9 protein-coding genes are annotated in these 17,506 nt (G+C 60.2%); 2 read left to right on the forward strand and 7 right to left on the reverse strand.

Annotated features, from left to right (window positions below):
- Positions 1-19: 19 nt before the first annotated feature.
- The 5 genes from M2375_RS12125 to tssI form a co-directional block, all read right to left on the reverse strand.
- Positions 20-1,450 carry an FAD-binding oxidoreductase gene (locus M2375_RS12125; protein WP_259167071.1) on the reverse strand — a complete coding sequence of 477 codons (1,431 nt, stop codon included), beginning with the start codon at positions 1,448-1,450 and terminating at the stop codon, positions 20-22.
- Between the two features lie 1,178 nt (positions 1,451-2,628).
- Entirely contained in the window at positions 2,629-2,883 is a 255-nt protein-coding gene (locus tag M2375_RS12130) for an RHS domain-containing protein (protein ID WP_259167075.1), read from the reverse strand.
- Positions 2,884-3,984: 1,101 nt separating this feature from the next.
- Positions 3,985-4,170: an RHS domain-containing protein gene (locus tag M2375_RS12135; RefSeq protein WP_259167077.1), complete on the reverse strand. Its 186-nt coding sequence runs from the start codon at positions 4,168-4,170 to the stop codon at positions 3,985-3,987.
- Between the two features lie 538 nt (positions 4,171-4,708).
- Entirely contained in the window at positions 4,709-9,316 is a 4,608-nt protein-coding gene (locus tag M2375_RS12140) for an RHS repeat-associated core domain-containing protein (RefSeq protein WP_259167088.1), read from the reverse strand.
- Positions 9,317-9,377: 61 nt separating this feature from the next.
- Positions 9,378-11,723 carry a type VI secretion system tip protein TssI/VgrG gene (gene tssI, locus M2375_RS12145; protein ID WP_259167105.1) on the reverse strand — a complete coding sequence of 782 codons (2,346 nt, stop codon included), beginning with the start codon at positions 11,721-11,723 and terminating at the stop codon, positions 9,378-9,380.
- Positions 11,724-12,135: 412 nt separating this feature from the next.
- Between tssI and M2375_RS12150 the strand changes: the two genes are divergently transcribed.
- Both M2375_RS12150 and M2375_RS12155 read left to right on the forward strand, forming a co-directional pair.
- Positions 12,136-13,353 carry an ABC transporter substrate-binding protein gene (locus tag M2375_RS12150; protein ID WP_259167108.1) on the forward strand — a complete coding sequence of 406 codons (1,218 nt, stop codon included), beginning with the start codon at positions 12,136-12,138 and terminating at the stop codon, positions 13,351-13,353.
- Between the two features lie 90 nt (positions 13,354-13,443).
- Positions 13,444-15,345 (forward strand): ABC transporter permease, encoded by a 1,902-nt coding sequence (locus tag M2375_RS12155; protein ID WP_259167110.1) that lies wholly within the window; start codon positions 13,444-13,446, stop codon positions 15,343-15,345.
- 50 nt (positions 15,346-15,395) lie between these two features.
- On the opposite strand, the gene M2375_RS12160 is transcribed toward M2375_RS12155, so the two are convergent.
- Together M2375_RS12160 and M2375_RS12165 are read right to left on the reverse strand one after the other, a co-directional pair.
- Positions 15,396-15,746 carry a signal protein gene (locus M2375_RS12160; protein ID WP_259167120.1) on the reverse strand — a complete coding sequence of 117 codons (351 nt, stop codon included), beginning with the start codon at positions 15,744-15,746 and terminating at the stop codon, positions 15,396-15,398.
- Between the two features lie 142 nt (positions 15,747-15,888).
- Positions 15,889-17,493, reverse strand: a complete 1,605-nt coding sequence (locus M2375_RS12165) for a DUF3482 domain-containing protein (protein WP_259167122.1) — start codon at positions 17,491-17,493, stop codon at positions 15,889-15,891.
- Positions 17,494-17,506: the final 13 nt, after the last annotated feature.

Consider the following 17,506-nt stretch of genomic DNA (forward strand, 5'->3'; position numbering starts at 1 on the left):
GGGAGGGGAACAGGGGGGATCAGGGGGCGGGCGGCAGCAGGCGCCCGGGGTTGAAGCGCTGCTGCGGATCAATGGCGCGTTTGATGGCCTGCATCAGGTCCAGCTCGACGGCAGGCTTGAACAGCGCCATCTCATCGGTCAGCACCTGGCCGATGCCGTGCTCGGCACTGAAGGTGCCCGCCAGCGCGCAGGCCACTTCATTGACGGCCTGCTTGACGCGGTGCGAGAGCTGGTCCTGCTCGGCGGGCGTGAGCGCCTGCCACTGCGCAAACTGCAGCTGCGGGATGAAGTGCACATTGCCGTCGCCCAGGTGGGCCACGATGATGATGGGCGCGCCCGGCACTATGCCGTGCGCCGCGGCCGTCGCCTGGCTGATGAAGGCTGGGATGGCCGACAGTGGCACGGCCGGGTCGGTGTTGATGCCGATGCCGGCCTTCTTGTTGCCCTCGGAGACGCTGTGGCGCACCTCCCACCAGTCGGCCTGTTGCTTGCCATTGGTGGCGATGGCCGCATCCAGCAGCAGGCCCTCTTCGGCGGCGGTCGACAAGGTCTCTTCCAGTGCGGCGGACAGCAGCGCCTCGTCGCAGGTATCGGTCAGCTCCACCAGCACATGCCAGGGGTAGCTGGGGCTGAGCGGTGCGCGGCGGTCGGCCACATGGTTCAGCACAATGTTCAGCTGCACATCGTTGACCATCTCGAAAGCTGACAGCGAGGCGCTGCAACGGCTCTGGAACCGGGCCAGCATGTCGATAGCGGCCTGTGGTGATTCGACCGCCAGCCAGGCCATGGCACGAGCCGTAGGCAGCGGGTGCAGCTTGAGCGTGGCGCCGGTGATGATGCCCAGCGTGCCTTCGGAGCCGATGAACAAATGCTTGAGATCAAAGCCGGTGTTGTTCTTGCGCAGACCGTAGAGCCCGTCCCAAATGCGGCCATCGGGCAGCACCACTTCCAGGCCCAGCACGTTCTCGCGGGTATTGCCGTAGCGCAGCACGCCTGTGCCGCCGGCATTGGTCGCTATATTGCCGCCCATCTGGCAGGATCCCTCGGCGCCCAGGCTCACCGGGTACAGGCGCCCATGGTTGCGGGCCGTTTCTTGCACGGTCTGCAGCACGCAGCCGGCATCCACCACCATCGAGTTGTTGGCCGGATCAACCGAACGCACATTGCGCATGCGCCCCAGGTTGATGACCACGGTCTGGGGCAGATCGGCACGCGGAATGGCGCCTTCGCACAGGCTGGTGTTGCCACCCTGGGCCACGACCGGCACCTGGGCCGCATGGCAGAGCTTGACCACCGCTGCGACCTGCGCCGTCGTCGACGGGAACAGCACGCACTGGGCCTGGCCCTGGTAGCGCCCGCGCCAGTCGGTCACATGGCCGGCCAGGTCCTGCTGGCTGCGGAGTACTGCGCTTTCACCGAGCAACGCGATGAAGTTCTGAATCAAGTCCATATGCCCACGGGTCCCAGTCTGGAGGAGAGGACTCGATGATCGCTAATTCTTAATAAGATTAGTATTAGATGAAATACGAATACATGTGATTGCAATGCGATTGGACAAGCATGGTTGTTATCGCTGGTGCGGGCATGGCTGACGATCATTGCCGACGCTGGGGCCAGGTCTTGAGAGGAATGTGGAGGGGGGTTCGAAGGCGCACTGCAGCGCGCATGGTGGGTTGGGCGCTGTCTGCCTCTTTGAGGCGCCGTGGAAAGCTTGTGGATCTTCAAGCCGAGCATGTGGGTTTGATTGCGCTGATGAACCCCATCTAAGACATGCGCAAGCCTTGGAACAGCGTTGCTTGGTCAGCATCACTTGGGTAGTTTCAATGCCGATTTGCTCAAGGAATGAAATGTATTTCCAGCTTGTGATGCGCTATGAAAGAACGAAACAATCTTAATGAAGAAGCCCAAGAAAAACAGTGATGGATTTATCTGGCCATTGTCATTGATCAAGTTCTTCGGAATTCGATTGAATACGATTTGCTATTTTGTATAGTTGTTCCATGAGGATGAGACTAATTAAATAGCATGGAAGTATGAGTATAATTTTCCATGAAATATAAAAAGAGAAAATAGACTCATTGCCTCCAAGTATTTTTGGTAAAACACTAATTAATAATGCGAATATGCAAAATCCAATTAAATAAAAACAATGTCTTAGATATTTCCGCATATTAATCTCTGATCGTGAATTGGATGGGGTCTTCACTGTCAGATCCATGAGATCTGGTATTCGAGCAATGTAGCTTTTACAATATACTTGTAAAGCGCGATTAAAAATACGTGACTTTTTATTTAGGTGTGGCTGCTCTTTTTGTGAATAAAGTGATGGGCAATGCTGTGCGAAATGCCGGGCACACTGCCCCAATCAAGCACAAATGCTAGCCATGCCCAGCTATTCATGGAGTTGTTTGGGAAGAAATAAAAACCAACTGAGACTAGAATTCCGCCTAGAAACGGTATCCAAGATGGTGACGGCCGCCTTTTTATGAATGCCACATAAAAGCAGTGCCAGTTCATTACTGTTAACCATACACCAGTTAGCAGCAGAAGGGCGCAAAAAACTGTCGTCATGGTGGATAGACATCTTTCTAATATTTGTTGAAGACTGAAATATTTTGATAATTTCAACTAAACGTTGGCATCGGTCAAGGCCAGCGGGGTGCCCAGGTGGTCGCAGTGGTAGTAGTGGGTGGCGATGCGGGCATGGGCTTGCTGTAACTGCAGCTGCTCGCGCATACCTTGCAGCAGCTGGGCGCCGCGTTGAGCGGTCTCGCCCATGAATGCGGAGGCAGCTGGCATGGCGGTGCTTTGCAGCGCCTGCTGCATGTTCTGCTCGGCCTGCTCTTGCATGCTGGCGGGCATGGCGCTGAGCATAGATTGCATCAGGGCCAGCGCTTGGGTGTTGCTGTCATCGTTTGCATTACCGCCAGCAGCATTGCTGCAGTTTGTGTCGGCCAGGCACCTTTGCAGCGAATACCATCGAGTGCGGCTGCTCAACTCGAAGCACCGCACTGTTTGCCGCATGCGGCATCTGTCAAAGTGGCAGAAGCTGTGCGCGCGTCCGTGCATGTCGAGAAGAATTGGCTGCAGAAGGAGGAGCGAGGCGTGTTATCACTTCTCTTTGCTTCTCCAACGCTTCACCCACAGCAGGATGGGAACGATCAGACAGAGAACCGCTCCCCCCAGCTCTAGCCCAGCCCATGTCGCGTACTTCAGCTTGTCCTTTCCAGGAAAGGAACCCAGCCAGGTAGTTTGTACCGCCCACATGAGCAAGACGAGTGCAGCTAGCAGTAGCACGATCGTTAGTGGCCATAGGACCCATTTGCGCATAATTATTTTCTCCGCCTGGCGTACGGATAGCGGATGTACGGCTTACCAAGGCGCAACTCGTTATTGACGCACCTACGTTGGGCAACGAATTGCTGGATCAACGAGGCATGGATCAGGTGACCTGCTGGCTGCAAGTGCGTTTGTCGTGAACTCATATGTGCAAGTCACGTGAGATTGATGTGTTGCACTTCAAATCCGAGGAGACGATCCAAAAAGATTTTAATTTCTAAGAAACTCACTGCCATACCAAATTAGTGGCATATTAAAAAAAATGACAAATAAAAAGCTGCAGAAATCGATCAATATATCTTTCATGGAAAGAGATCTGAAATTTAAGAAAGATATTTTTATTTTGAGAATTAAAAATACAATAAGACAGCACATTCCAAGTGTGTATATTGTTGACCATACATTATCGAAAAAAATATTGATTGCTAAATTGAAGTAAGCTAAAGTCGATATTACAAGAAAGGTCGCTCCTATAAATTCAATTATCACCATTGAATTTATTTTTCTATTTTTCATATCATCATAAAACGACCATAGTGAGAATGTTACATAGATAGCAAGGTATATTGCCATCCAAACTGATATTTTCTGAGCAGCCAAAATAATTTAACCTAGGTTGTTGGTACACACATTCGAAGAGATTTTTCATATTCTTCGTAATTTTCGAATGGTGTTCCGGGTCCATAATGCGATCTGGCCTTTGCTATCGGTCAAGGCCAGCGGAGTGCCCAGGTGGTCGCACTGGCAGTAGTGGGTGGCGATGCGGGCATGGACTTGCTGTAACCGCAGCTGCTCACGCATGCCTTGCAGCACTTGGGCGGTTTCGCTCATGGAAGTTATATCGCGATATTTTCTATAATGTAAAATGTATTTTATAAATATATATCAATTGGTGATGTTTATTTATTTTTTAATTTTAATAAAAGTATTTTCCCAAGTGAGTATATGCCGCAACTTAAAAATAATATTATTAAGGATGGCATTACGCGAGAAAAAATCACCAAAGCCTCAAATGTTAATAATTTAAAAAACGTCATGAAATTTAAGGTGTTTATTTCTTTTAAGAGGGTGATGATGTTGATCCAGATGAATTTAGGAATAACAAATGTAGGAGGGAAATAGAAAGTGGCGAAAATATAAGCTATTGTACTAGCGTAGGTTTTTGCTATCTTCTTTGATGAATAAATTGTTATACTGAGACCCAAAAGGAAATTTGATCCCGCTATTACTAGGCGAACTATTTCATCGTTGATAGATATAGTGGTTGCAATAGTTGTTGAAATCATGGCGGTGCATAAAATCAATGACGCTAATGAAGAGATAAATATTATTTTATAATGTGGCATTCGTATAATACGCATCAATTAATTTATTTGAAAAAATCAAATGTAGGATGTGTTGATTGGAGTAAATCAACGCAATTTCTTGAGGGCGATGTGTAGTAGCCATAAGAAATTTGAGAATTGACAATAAATCCAGATTGAATATTCTCAACCGCCGCCGATATTGGGCCGTCTGCATAGATCGATAATTTCTTGGCTGCTAAAGCTAATTTAGCTGCTTCTGGTGTCAACTGATCATTTTCCACGCGATCAGAAATTTCTTTTTCTGCCTTGCACATGAGGATATCCTGCTCTTTTTTAATCTCTCTACCTTTTTCTACATTTTCTTTCCAACTCAGTATGTCTTGCGCCTTATCCCACCAGTCCTTCGTTTTTCCGAGGTCTGGCCCTCTTGCAGGAGGCTGTGTTGGGTCAAGCCCTAAAGGATCTATCCACATCATGGGATTGAGTGGGTATTTTGATTTGTTTGTTCCTCCCGCCAACCCAATCGGATCCTGCGTGATATACCCCCCAACCTGCGGGTCGTAATACCGGTGCCGGTTGTAATACAGCCCCGTCTCCAGGTCATGGATCTGCCCCGGTAAACGCATCGGCTGCCCAATCCCATGCGGGTCGTACTCATCGAGCACATTGCCCCAGGGGTCTAGCCTGGCGGCCCATGCGATCTGGCCTTTGCTATCGGTCAAAGCCAGCGGAGTGCCCAGGTGGTCGCAGTGGTAGTAGTGGGTGGCGATGCGGGCGTGGGCTTGCTGTTGCTGTCGCTGCAGCTGCTCGCGCATGCCTTGCAGCAGCTGGGCGCCGCGTTGAGCGGTCTCGCCCATGAATGCGGAGGAAGCTGGCATGGCAGTGCTTTGCAGCGCCTGCTGCATGTTCTGCTCGGCCTGCTCTTGCATGCTGGCGGGCATGGCGCTGAGCATGGATTGCATCAGGGCCAGCGCTTGGGTGTTGCTGTCGTCAGCTTCACTGTTACCACCGCTTCCACTGTCTCCATCGCTGCTGTCCCCTCCGGCCATCCCCGCCTGCAGCGCGCGCAGCAGCAGGGGCGGCTGTTGGTGCTCGCTGAGCTGGGCGGTGGTGCTGAGCCGCACCAGCGGGGTAAAGCTGCCGTCTTCGTAGATGGTGTGTTCAATGTGCCGGCAAGGTTGACCATCGGGGCTATCGGGGCCGGGGCGCAGGTGCTCGGTGTGGATGAGCCGCTCTCCGTCCCAGCCGTAGTAGCTGGTGTGTTCGGCCGCTGCGGTACTGCTTTTTTTGCTCAGGCGGCGGCCCAGCGCGTCGTAGGTGTAGCGCAGCTGCTGCGCTGGCCTGCCATCGCTGTAGGCGGTGTGGACCTCGATGAGTTGGTGGTTGCCGTCGTAGCGCAGTTCTTGGCGGCTGCGCTGGGGCTGGCCTTGCGCGTTGGTGGCTAGCGATTGCAGCTGCTCGATGCGCCTGCCGAATTCGTCGTAGCGCCATACGCAGTCACTGCTGTAGCCGATGCGGTTGTCGTCCCATTGTTTGACTGGGCCACGTTGGTAGGCGGCCAGGTGGCCCAGGCCGAGCAGGTTAAAGCTTTCTTGCCGCCAGTGGGCGTGCACCTGGGCGGCCCATTGCTGGGAGTCACTGCCGGGGTTGTCTGCGCTGGGGGCGGGGCCGGGCAAGCGGTTGCCGGCGGGGTCCGTGCGCCACTCTTGCATGCTGGTGGGGCGCAGGCCTTCTGCGGATGCGCGCAGGCGACCGGCGGTGTCATAGGCATAGCGCAGCAGTTGTGCGGGCTGGCCGCCGGCCCCCGCTTGCTCGATGTCGCTGAGCTGGCCCAGCGCATCGTAGCGGTAGCGTCTGCCGGCGATCTGGCCGACCAGGTGCAAAGCCAGGGGCGGGGCGGCGGGGTCTGCCGATGTGGGTAGCTGCAGGCCCTGGGTGGCCGTGGTGGACAGGCGGCCCAGGCTGTCCCATTGGCGTTGTACCTGGATGGGGGTGGGGCCGTCCGCCTGGCCGGGGGCACCCAGGCTGCGCCGGGTTTCTCGGTGCAAGGCGTCGCGCTCCATGTCGACGAGGGTATTGCCGTTGTGCTGCAGCCCATGCACATGGCCTGCGCCATACCGCTGCCAGGCAATGGTGCCCAGGCCTTGTAGATGGCTGTGCTGGCGGTTGCCCAAGGCGTCCAGCCCGTGGCTGATGCGGTGTTCGTACTCCAGCGCGGCCGAGGGCGCGGGGTGGCCGTTGCTATCGCTGCGGTAGAGCTGTTGCACTTCGCCGGTGATGCGGCCCAAGGCGTCGCGCTGCAAGCTAATTTGGCTTTGCAGCTGGGCGGGCAGAGGCTGGCCGGCATCTTCAGCCGATACGGGCTGCAGCCACACGCTGGCAGCGGTCAGTTGCCCGGCAGCGTTCCACTGGTAGTGGTGGGTTTGCGCGGGTGCATGCGCGGTGGCGGGCCATTGGCGTTGGGCCAATCTGGCGCTGCTGTCCCAGGTGTAGCGGGTGGTGCTTTGGTGCATGGCATTGCCGTCGCTGCTGGTGCGCAACTGGCCGGCTGCATCCCACTGGTAGCGCTGCAGCCGTTGGTCAAAGCCTTCTTCCAGCACCAGGCGGTCTTGTGTGTCCCAGGCAAAGCGGCTTTGGGCGCCGTTCTCGTTCACCAGCCGGGTCAGGCGACCAGCGCTGTCGTATTCCAGGCTTATGCTCAGGCCCCCCTGGCTGCGTTGCAGCAGCCGGCCCCAGAGGTCATAACTCAGATGAATGCTGTGGTCTGCAGGGCCTGCCTGGTCAGCATGGCCCGCGGATGGGGGGCTGTCCGTCTTTTGGGCGGGGTCGATGCGTACCAGGTGGCCGGCTTCGTTGTAGTGGTAGCGCTCTACCAAAGGGCCTTGCCACTCGATGGCAACCAGGCGGCCCTGTTCATCTCGCAGGTAGCGTTCTGGCACGCCCCTGGCGTCGGTGGTTTCTGCCAGCGCGCCGTAGCGGTCGTAGCGGTAGTGGCTGGTATGGCCGGAGCAGTCGGTGTAGGACAGCAGTTGGCCCGCGTTGCTCCAGCTCAGGCGCTTGCTGGCCCCGTGGGCGTCTTCGATGCGCAAGGGGCTGTCGCAGTGCAGGGGTGACTCGCTGGGGCTTGGGTAATGGTAGCGTTCGTAGCTGCCATCGGCCTGGGTGGTCTGCGTCACTCTGCCCCACTGGTCGTACTGGTAGCGTGTGCAGGCACCGGCCGCATCGGTGCTGTGCAACAGCCGGCCGGTCGCGTCGTCGTAGTGCTGCTGGGTGCTGCCGCCACCGGGCAGCTGCATGCCGGTGATGCGGCCCTGGCCGTCGCGGCGCAGGTAGGTGCTGCGCGCTAATGGATCGGTGCTGCAGGTCAGGCGCCCAAAGGCATCGTAGGCCTGCAGCCAGCGGCTGCCGTCTGCCTTGTCGTGGGCCACCAGGCGCGACAAGCCCGGAGCGCCCTCGAAGTGGTAGGTTTCCACGCGGCCCAGGCTGTCGCTGACGCGGGTGCTGGCGCGCGGCAGGCCTTGCGGGCTGTCAGGCAACGGCTGGTAGTCAAAACGGTAGCCCAGGCCCTCTTGGTTGCTGTGCTCGATCACGCGCGCACCAGGCGCTTTGCTTTCGTAGCGGTAGTGGTGCCAGGGGCCTTGGGCAATGCGGTGGGCGCTGATGCGGTGGTGATCCCACTGGAAGGTACGCACCAGGGCGTTCGCGCGGTTGTGTACGGTCACCAGGTCACCTTCGTCGCTGTAGCCGTAGCGCACCAGGGTGATGGAGCCGCGCAAGGGGGTGACAGGGTCTTGGAAGAGCTCCACCGAGACCAGGCGCCAACCGTCGTCTGCCCCCCAAAGCGCATGGGGGTCTTGCGCCTTCTTGCCGTTGTGGATGCGTTGCTGCCGCAAGCGGTAGTGGCGCCCCGCACCATCGATCAGCGCGACCAGCATGCCCAGCGGCAGAGGGCGGCTGTGGGTGGCGTCGCGCTGGCTGCCGTCGCTGTACTGGTAGCGCTGGATGCGCCCCAGGCGATCTGAGACGGCCAGCAAACGCCAGCGGTCTGTAGCGCCGCCCGGGGGGGCTTGGGTGGGCACGGTGCCCAAGTGCCAGAGGGTATCGCCATTGCCGCTGGCCGCGAGGATGGTGTCCGCACTGCGCGCCAGCGCGGGCGCGATGTGGCGCCAGCGTGCATCGCTGGCCCAGGGCGCGGTGCCTGCGTCTTTGCCATCGCCGCCACTACCACCCCCGCGCAGCAGCCACAGCCCTTCGCTGGCGCTGTAAAGCTGGCCGCCTGGGGGCAGGGGCTCGTCAAAGGTGATGACCCGGCCATTGGCATCAAACAGCAAGGTGCTGTCTTCTTGCAGCGCCACGCTTAGCTCATGCCACAAGCGCCAGCCGTAACCTAAAAGCCCGCAGGCGGCGCCGTGGCTGGGGTTGACGTAGCTGCTGTAGCGGCGCTGCCAGACCAGGGGCAGCGCGCCAGGCAGCGCAAAGTCCAGGTCTTCTTCGCCCAGCAACACCTTGGCGCCGATTTGCGGATTGACGGGCGAGCTGACGGTGATGCCACCGGGGCATTCGGAGCAGGCGATGCCGCCTTGGCTGCCGATAAGCACGGTGCGTGAGCCTTGAACGATCTTGCCTTTGGCGACGCGATCGCCCTTGCGGGCTGCGGGTTGGCCACTCATGAGAGGGGTCTCCTGGAGTTGGGTGAATAGCGATGTCGAGATGGGGGGCGCTGTGAACGCACTAGCAGTTCAAGCGGTCTTCGGGCGACAGAATCTCGATGCGGCCGGGCGTTATCTTGAGGGTGCTGTCGCCGCAGCTGAAGATGATTTCTTGCTGCGCTTCCAGGCGGATATTGGCGGCGGTGACGGTGACGTTCTGGCCCGTCATGCTGATGTTGGAGGCTTTGCCGCCACCACCACTACCGCCGCCTTCACCGCCGGGACTGACGATGTTCATGGAAGCGCCTGCAGCGCCACCCCCTGCGCTGCCGCCACTACCACCACCACCTCCGCCGCCGACGGTGAGCGAATACTGCTCGCCTACCTGGGTGGTCTGCTTGCTGCCGACCTTGGTGCTCTGGTTCTCGCCCACGCTCAGGCTTTGGTTCATCCCCACGTGGGTTTGCATGAACATGCCAATGTTCTGCATGTAGTTCACGCCGATGTTCATCATCTTGATGGCGCCGACGTTTTGCAGGTAGGCCATGCCGATGGTTTGCGTTTTGAGCACGCCGACGTCGATGGTCCAGTTGTTGCCGATGCTGTCGGTCTCGTTGCGGCCCACGGTCTTGTCACGGCTGATGCCGATGTCTACCGACTCCTTCAGATCGACGCGGCGTTTGCGGTTTTGGTGGACGGTGAGGGTTTCATCGAGGTCCACCTCCTCGGTGCGCCAGCCATGTACATCGATCTTCTCGTTGCGGTCCACCACTTCGGTACGGTCGCGGTGGATGGTGTTGAATTCGTCGCGGTCGATGACCTTGCGCCTGTCGTTGCCCACCCACTTGTCTTCGTCGTTCTCGACTTCGGTGAGCTGGTCTTTTTGCGCATGCAGCCACAGTTGCTCCTGGCCCTTTTTGTCTTCAAAGCGGATGGCGTTGGCATCGCCTGCACCGTCTTTCTCCCCTGCGCCGGGGGCACCATCCTTGCTGGAGTTGGTCTTGATGCCGGACTGCGTTTTATTGGCTGGCAAATCCCAGGGCGGCATCTGCATGGCGTTGTAGACCCGGCCGGTAACGATGGGGTGGTCGGGATCGCCATTGAGAAAATCGACGATCACCTCTTGCCCGATGCGCGGGATGTGCATGCTGCCGAAGTTGCTGCCGGCCCAGGTTTGGGAGACACGAATCCAGCAACTGGAGTTTTCGTTTTTCGTGCCATAGCGGTCCCAGTGGAACTGCACTTTGACGCGGCCGTATCGGTCTGTGTAAATCTCTTCGTTGGGTGGCCCGGTCACCACAGCAGTCTGGGGGCCTGTGGTGCGGGGCTTGGGGGTGCTGCGCTGGCTGCGGTAGGCAGTGCTTTTGGGCACGGCAGAAAAGCGGATGCGGTAGCTGGCACCATGGTCTGCACCGCCTCCGTCACTTCTGCGCACATTCTCTGCAAAGCGGTAATAAGCGGACTCGATCAGGTAGTCCTTGTTCTGGTCGCTGCGCGGGTATTTGCTGAAGGTGAACAGATAGCCTGGTGCGATGTTTCTCGCATTTCCGTCGCCTTGCACCACTTCACGCTGGGCGTGCTGCTGTTCGATACGCACGCGGGCATAGTTTTCTCCATCGGTGACATCGGTGTAGCCACCGGGCCAGTCGTAGCGCTCGCGGCTGTCTTCGGTATGGCCAGCCGGCTGATGCTGCCGGGTGTCCAGTATCGCTCTGGGGCGTTCGAAGTCGTAGTCATCGGCAGCAAAGTGACCGGATGCGATGTCTTCGGCGAACACCCAGGTGTCCAGAAAATCTTCGTCGTGCACATGGGCGGCACGATCGCCTGCGTAGTAGGGATGGGTGCTGGGGCCGTGGGGCAGCGGGCTGTGGCTGCCAATGTCATCGGCCAGCACCAAGCTATGGCTGCCGTTGCGGTGTTCGAAGAAGAAGTAGGCGCCTTCCATCTCCAGCAGGCGCGAGACGAAGTTGAAGTCGCTCTCCCCGTACTGCACCATGTAGTCCCAGCTGCGGTAGTTGCCGATGAGCTTGTCGTCGACGAGAAAGCCATACGGTGCCAGTACTTCCTTGACGATGTCTGGCACTTTCTTGAACTGGAAAATCTTGAAATCCGTGCGCCGGCTGGCGTGCCATAGCCAGGGACGCAGTACCGCTTCATAGGCGTAGAACGCGCCCTCTCTGCCGGTAAAAGTGAACTGGGTGATTTGCCCAGAGAGAAAGCGTATGTCGCTGCCATGGATCTTGGTGGTCAGATCGATCTCGATGCTCATGTCCTGACCCAGAAGGCTTTTGGCAGAGATTCCCTGAGATTCGCTGATGAGCCGGACCCGGTACTCAAACAAGCGGGAGATCTGCTCACTGCCCTCCAGCGAGCGAAACTGCAATTGCTCGCCCAAGGGGCTGTGCGCCACAAACGTACGGTTAGACATATGCGTGATCCCGCCTTGGATTAAATGAATGAATTGATGATATTTAAACAATAGTCAAAGGCAATAAATAACATAAAAATGATTTGATTTTTCAAATAGATAACCAGGCTGGTGCGAGAGGGGATGCTGGGTCGCGCTACCTGCTGCGGGGATGAGCGGTGTGGACATTTGGCAAACTTTAGAGACGACTATCGGCCGCCTCTGGTACCTGAGCCGCTGTTGCAAACGCGTTGGCGCTTGGCAGATGGCCGCAAAACCTGTTGCACCAAGCGGTCAAAACCGGGGCCGACGCCGCAGGGCGGCTGCCCTTTGCGGGCATGGGCGCTGGCCGCGCGCGGAAGCCGTCACAATAGCGGCCTGAATGTCAGCGCCTGCCTCTGCTAGGAGGCCGGTCCCACCTGGAGACTTTTGCATGCGTATTTCTGCCCGCTACCGTCTGTTGTCCCGCACTGCCAGCGCGCTGGTGCTTGCTGGTTTGGGGGCCTCGGCTGCCCAGGCCGCTGGTGTCATCAAGATCGGTGAGATCAACAGCTACAAGAACCAGCCCGCGTTTCTGGAGCCCTACAAGCGCGGCATGGAGCTGGCGGTGGACGAGGTCAACCGCGCAGGGGGCGTGAACGGCAAGAAGCTCGAACTCATCACCCGCGATGACAATGCCAACCCGGGCGACACCGTGCGCGTGGCCGAGGAGCTGATTGCGCGTGAAAAGGTCGATGTGCTGGCCGGCGGCTTTCTGTCGAACACCGGCATGGCGCTGACCGACTTTGCCAAGCAGCGCAAGTTCTTCTACCTGGCCACCGAGCCGCTGACGGACAAGATGGTCTGGAGCAATGGCAATGCCTACACCTTCCGCCTGCGCCCCTCCACCTACATGCAGGTGTCCATGCTGGTCGAAGAGGCGCTCAAGCTCAAGAAAAAGCGCTGGGCCCTGGTCTACCCCAACTACGAATACGGCCAGTCGTCGGTGGCCACCTTCAAGGCCCAGATGAAGGCGGCGCAACCTGATGTGGAGTTCGTCACCGAGCAAGCCACCGTGCTGGGCAAGGTCGATGCCGGTAGCGTGGTGCAGGCGCTGGCGGACTCCAAGCCCGATGCGATCTTCAACGTGCTGTTTGCCACCGACCTGACCAAGTTTGTGCGCGAAGGCAATACGCGCGGCCTGTTCAAGGAGCGCGCCGTGGTCAGCGTGCTCAGCGGCGAGCCTGAGTACCTGGACACGCTCAAAGACGAAACGCCCAATGGCTGGATCGTCACCGGCTACCCCGTGCACAGCTTGAAGACGCCCGAGCACAAGGCCTTCTTTGACGCCTACCAGGCCAAGTACAAGGACTACCCGCGCCAAGGCTCGGTGGTCGGCTATGCCGGCATCAAGTCGTTGGCCGAGGGCATCAAAAAGGCCGGCAGCACCGACACCGATGCGCTGATCAAGGCCTTTGAAGGCCTGCAGTTGATGTCGCCGTTTGGCCCCATCACCTGGCGCGCACAGGACCACCAATCGACCATGGGCGCCTATGTGGGCAAGCTCAAGAACGTGGGCGGCAAGGGCGAGCTGGTGGACTATGTCTACCGCGATGGCAAGGACTACCTGCCCAGCGACGAAGAAGTGCGCAAGATGCGTCCGCAGCCATAAGCGGCGCTGCCGGGCCAGTCGCAGCGGGTGCAAGACCCGGCGACTGGTGACTGGCGAGAGACAGGGTTTGCAACACGCGCAGGGAGCCGCATGAGTTTTTCAGGTCTGCTGGTGCAACTGCTCAACGGCCTGGCCGGCGCCTCGTCGCTGTTCCTGGTGGCCGCCGGGCTGTCGCTGATTTTCGGGGTCTGCCGCATCGTCAACTTTGCGCATGGCTCCTTCTACATGGTGGGGCTGTACGCGGCCTACGCGTTGGCCGAGGCGCTGGCGCCGCTGGGCGGCGGCTGGGGCTTTTGGCTGTCGTTGCCGCTGTCGGCCATCGCCGTCGGGTTGCTGGGCGGCGTGGTCGAGGTGCTGCTGCTGCGCCGCATCTACAAGGCGCCCGAGCTGTTTCAGCTGCTCGCCACCTTTGCGCTGGTGCTGGTGATCAAGGATGCCGTGCTCTGGCTCTGCGGGCCCGATGAGCTGCTGGGCCCGCGCGCGCCAGGGCTGGGCGGCGCGGTTGATATTCTGGGCCGCGCTTTTCCCACCTATGACCTGTTTCTGATCGCCGTGGGCCCACTGGTGCTGGGTGCCACCTGGCTGCTGCTGCACCGCAGCCGCTTTGGCATGCTGGTGCGCGCTGCTACGCAAGACCGCGAGATGGTGGGCGCCCTGGGTGTGCGCCAGGCCTGGCTGTTCACGGCGGTGTTTGCGCTGGGCGCCGCCTTGGCCGGCCTGGGCGGCGCCTTGCAGCTGCCGCGCGAGCCCGCCACCTTGGAGCTGGATCTGCAGACCATTGGCTCGGCCTTTGTCGTGGTGGTGGTGGGCGGCATGGGCTCACTCACTGGGGCTTTTGTGGCGGCGCTGTTGGTGTCTACCGTGAAGGCGTTGTGCATCTGGCTCGGCGTGGTGCAGATCGCGGGCATCGATATCGCGTTTCCGCAGCTGACCCTGGTGGCGGACTTTTTGGTGATGGCCGTGGTGCTGGTGCTGCGCCCCTGGGGCCTGCTGGGCAAGCCCCAGGCCGCCAGCCGCAGCCATGGCCTGCGTGAGCAGCCGCTGCGTGCGCCACCGCCCGCTTTGAAGGCGGTCGGTGCCGCCGTGTTGCTGGCCTTGCTGGCCCTGCCCTGGGTGGTGGATGCGCAGTCCTACACCTTGGTGCTGATGGTGGACCTGGTCATTGCCGCGCTGTTTGCCACCAGCCTGCATTTTTTGATGGGGCCGGCCGGCCTGCATTCCTTTGGTCATGCGGCCTTTTTTGGCCTGGGCGCCTATGGCGCGGCGCTGCTGCTGAACGCCGCAGGCCTGCCGATGCTATGGGCGCTGTTGCTGGCGCCGCTGCTCGCGGCCTTGGGCGGCCTGCTGACGGGCTGGTTCGCCGTGCGGCTGACGGGCGTGTATTTCTCGATGCTGACCCTGGCCTTTGCGCAGATCATCTGGGCCACCACCTTTCAGTGGGATTCGGTCACCGGCGGCAGCAATGGCCTCACTGGCGTCTGGCCGGCCAGCTGGCTGGAGGACAAGCGCTGGTTCTACCTGCTGACCCTGCTGCTGGCCGCCGCTGGTGTGCTGGCGCTGTGGCGGGTGCTGTATGCCCCCCTGGGCTATGCGCTGCGCGCCAGCCGCGATGCGCCACTGCGCGCCGAGGCCATCGGCATTGCGGTGGCCCAAGTGCAGTGGATGGGCTTTGTGCTGGCCGCCACGGTGGCCGGGCTGGCGGGGGCCTTGTTCGCGTTCTCCAAGGGCAGCATCTCGCCCGAGACCATGTCGGTGGCCAAGTCGGTCGATGGCCTGGTCATGGTGCTGCTCGGCGGTGTGCAAACCTTGGTAGGCCCGATTCTGGGCGCCTTCAGCTTTACCTGGCTGCATGACGCCATGGCGCGCAACACCGATTACTGGCGCGCCACCCTGGGCGCGGTGATCTTGCTGCTGGTGCTGCTGTTCCCCCAAGGCATTGCCGGCTACGGCAAGCGCTGGTGGCAGTGGCTGGCGCAGCGCCGGGGAACATAAAAAAACCCCGCCAGTGTGCGCGGGGTGGAGTGTGTTGGGGTGGGGCTCGATCAGCTGTTGCAGGCCTTGCTGCCCTTGGCGGGTTGAATGCCCTTGGCCTTGGCGTCTGCCACCGTCATGTACTCGCCTTGCTTGGTGGTGCCGTAGTAGCGGTCGCCTTGGCAGTGGTAGATCTTGGAGCTGGTATTGGCCCAGACCTTGCCGGCACCGCCGCCGGGGGCTGGGGTCTTGGCCTTGGCTTTGTCGGCAGCTGCTGCAGCGGTGGGGGCCGCCGGCGCGGCCTTGGCGGCAGGTGCCGGTTTGGCCGCCGGTGCCGTGCCCGCTGCCGGGGTTTGGGCAAAGACGGCTGCTGTGCTGCACAGGGCCAGGCCGCTGATCCAGGCTTTCCAGGTATTGCGCATAAAACTCTCCTGTCGTTATGTTGCTTGAATGCCTGGCCGCATTGCCATGGCATTTCCATGCTGCGGTGGGCACCTGCAAAAAACAAGCGGGTCAATGCGAATGGAGGTTGCTTACAGCTGATTATTTTGTAATTGCTTGTTTTTATTGAATATTTGAATTAGCACTGGCTGCTGCTCTATCGATGTCCGGGTACAAGCGCTCCAGTGCCTGGTGCAGGCATTCGCCCAGCTGCAGCTGCAGCGCCTGCAAATAGGCGGCGCGTGCCTCATCGCTTAAGCCCGCCTCCGGCGACAGGCTGCCCAGCGCCTTCCACTGCTGCTGCCACTGCATGGCGCGGTGCTGCACGGCGGCTTGCACGGCTTCGCTCCACTGCTGCGGTGCGCTGGGGCTGGTGTAGCGCCCGCGCCCCCGGCCAAAGTGCGAGATCACCAGGTACTTGAGCAGCAACTGCCCGGTCAAGGCGCTCAGGTAGTCGGGCGAGAGGTGAAAGCGCTGGGCCTGCTGGTCAAACATCTTGTTGGCGCTCCAGGCCGCGCCGGCAAAGGTGACGGCGCCCACCAGCGCGCCCACCAGCGCACCGGCGCCCAAGGTCATGCCGCCGGCGACCATGTCGGCACCCAGGCCCGTGGCGGCGCCGGCCGTGAGTGCACCCCAGAGGCTGGCCGTCTGCGGGTCCAGCGGCGTGCTGGTTTTCAGGTGGTCCTTGAGCTGCTGCTGGATCTGGCTGGCCGCCTGGCCGTCGAGCTGGTGCAGCGCCAGCAAGGCCTGGGTGCTGGCCAGGTCGGCCTGCTGCAGTGACTGGGTCAGGCGCTGCATCGCGGCGGTCTGCTCGGGGCTCAGCTCGGCGCCATCCGGGCCGCTGCCACGGATGGCCTGGGCGACCGAGCCGCTGACCTTGCTCCAGGCGCGCTGCCAGAGCTTGTTGTCGCTGGCCTGCACGGTCTCCTGCGCGGTGGCCGCCAGCAGCAGCTGCTCGGCCAGCGCTTGCAGGCTGGCCGCTTCGCGTTGCTGCTGGCGCGCGGCGCGGGTTTGCAGCAGGCGCTGGTAGGCCGGCTGCTTGGCATCGGGCAGCAGCGGGGCGATGGACTGCATGACCTGCTTTTCATGCCACCAACTGCGGGTAAAGGCATCGAGCACCTGCACCGAGCGCACGGTGCCGGCAAACTCGGCCGTTGCCGCACGCCAGCGCTGCAGGTCGGCGGCGGTTTGCGCGGCCGTGGTGTCGCTGCCAATCTGGTTGAGCAGCACCAGCACGGGCTTGTCCATCCACTGCAGGATGCGCATCTCGCTGGCCCAGTAGCCCGCGTCGGCCGGGTCTTCGGCGGCGTTGACCAGGTAGAGCATCACATCGGCATGGTCGCGCGCGGCCTGCAAGGCGCGCTGGCTCATGTAGAAGGGCTTGTCGCGCCAGCGGTCCCAGACATTCGACAGAAACCAGCCCAGCGGGTTGCCCTGCTGCTTCAAGCGGTTGTAGAGCCGCACCGAATCACCAAAACCCGGCGTATCCCAGAGCCACAGTTCATCGCCCTGTTCCGTGCGCTGCAGCAAGTAGCGCTGCGATTGGCTGGTGACATGGGCGGCGTCCTGCACTTCGCCAATGTCCTCGGCCACCAGGGTGCGCGCCAGGGTGGTCTTGCCGATATTGGTGTGCGACAGCAGGCACCAGGCGATGGTCTGGTCGCTGGCGCCGTCCGCCTCTTGTGGCACGGCGGCGGGGAGTGGGGGCGCGTTGGTCATCTCGGTCATCGTGCGGGTCTCG

The organism is Comamonas sp. BIGb0152 (assembly GCF_024809975.1).
In the GTDB taxonomy this organism is placed as follows: Bacteria; Pseudomonadota; Gammaproteobacteria; order Burkholderiales; family Burkholderiaceae_C; genus Comamonas.

Bases quoted from the DNA above. Each gene is read 5' to 3' on its own strand.
- M2375_RS12140 (WP_259167088.1), bottom strand. From the start codon at position 9,316: ATGAGTGGCCAACCCGCAGCCCGCAAGGGCGATCGCGTCGCCAAAGGC.
- M2375_RS12155 (WP_259167110.1), top strand. From the start codon at position 13,444: ATGAGTTTTTCAGGTCTGCTGGTGCAACTGCTCAACGGCCTGGCCGGC.
- M2375_RS12160 (WP_259167120.1), bottom strand. From the start codon at position 15,746: ATGCGCAATACCTGGAAAGCCTGGATCAGCGGCCTGGCCCTGTGCAGC.
- M2375_RS12150 (WP_259167108.1), top strand. From the start codon at position 12,136: ATGCGTATTTCTGCCCGCTACCGTCTGTTGTCCCGCACTGCCAGCGCG.
- M2375_RS12165 (WP_259167122.1), bottom strand. From the start codon at position 17,493: ATGACCGAGATGACCAACGCGCCCCCACTCCCCGCCGCCGTGCCACAA.
- tssI (WP_259167105.1), bottom strand. From the start codon at position 11,723: ATGTCTAACCGTACGTTTGTGGCGCACAGCCCCTTGGGCGAGCAATTG.
- M2375_RS12130 (WP_259167075.1), bottom strand. From the start codon at position 2,883: ATGCAATCTATGCTCAGCGCCATGCCCGCCAGCATGCAAGAGCAGGCC.
- M2375_RS12125 (WP_259167071.1), bottom strand. From the start codon at position 1,450: ATGGACTTGATTCAGAACTTCATCGCGTTGCTCGGTGAAAGCGCAGTA.
- M2375_RS12135 (WP_259167077.1), bottom strand. From the start codon at position 4,170: ATGAGCGAAACCGCCCAAGTGCTGCAAGGCATGCGTGAGCAGCTGCGG.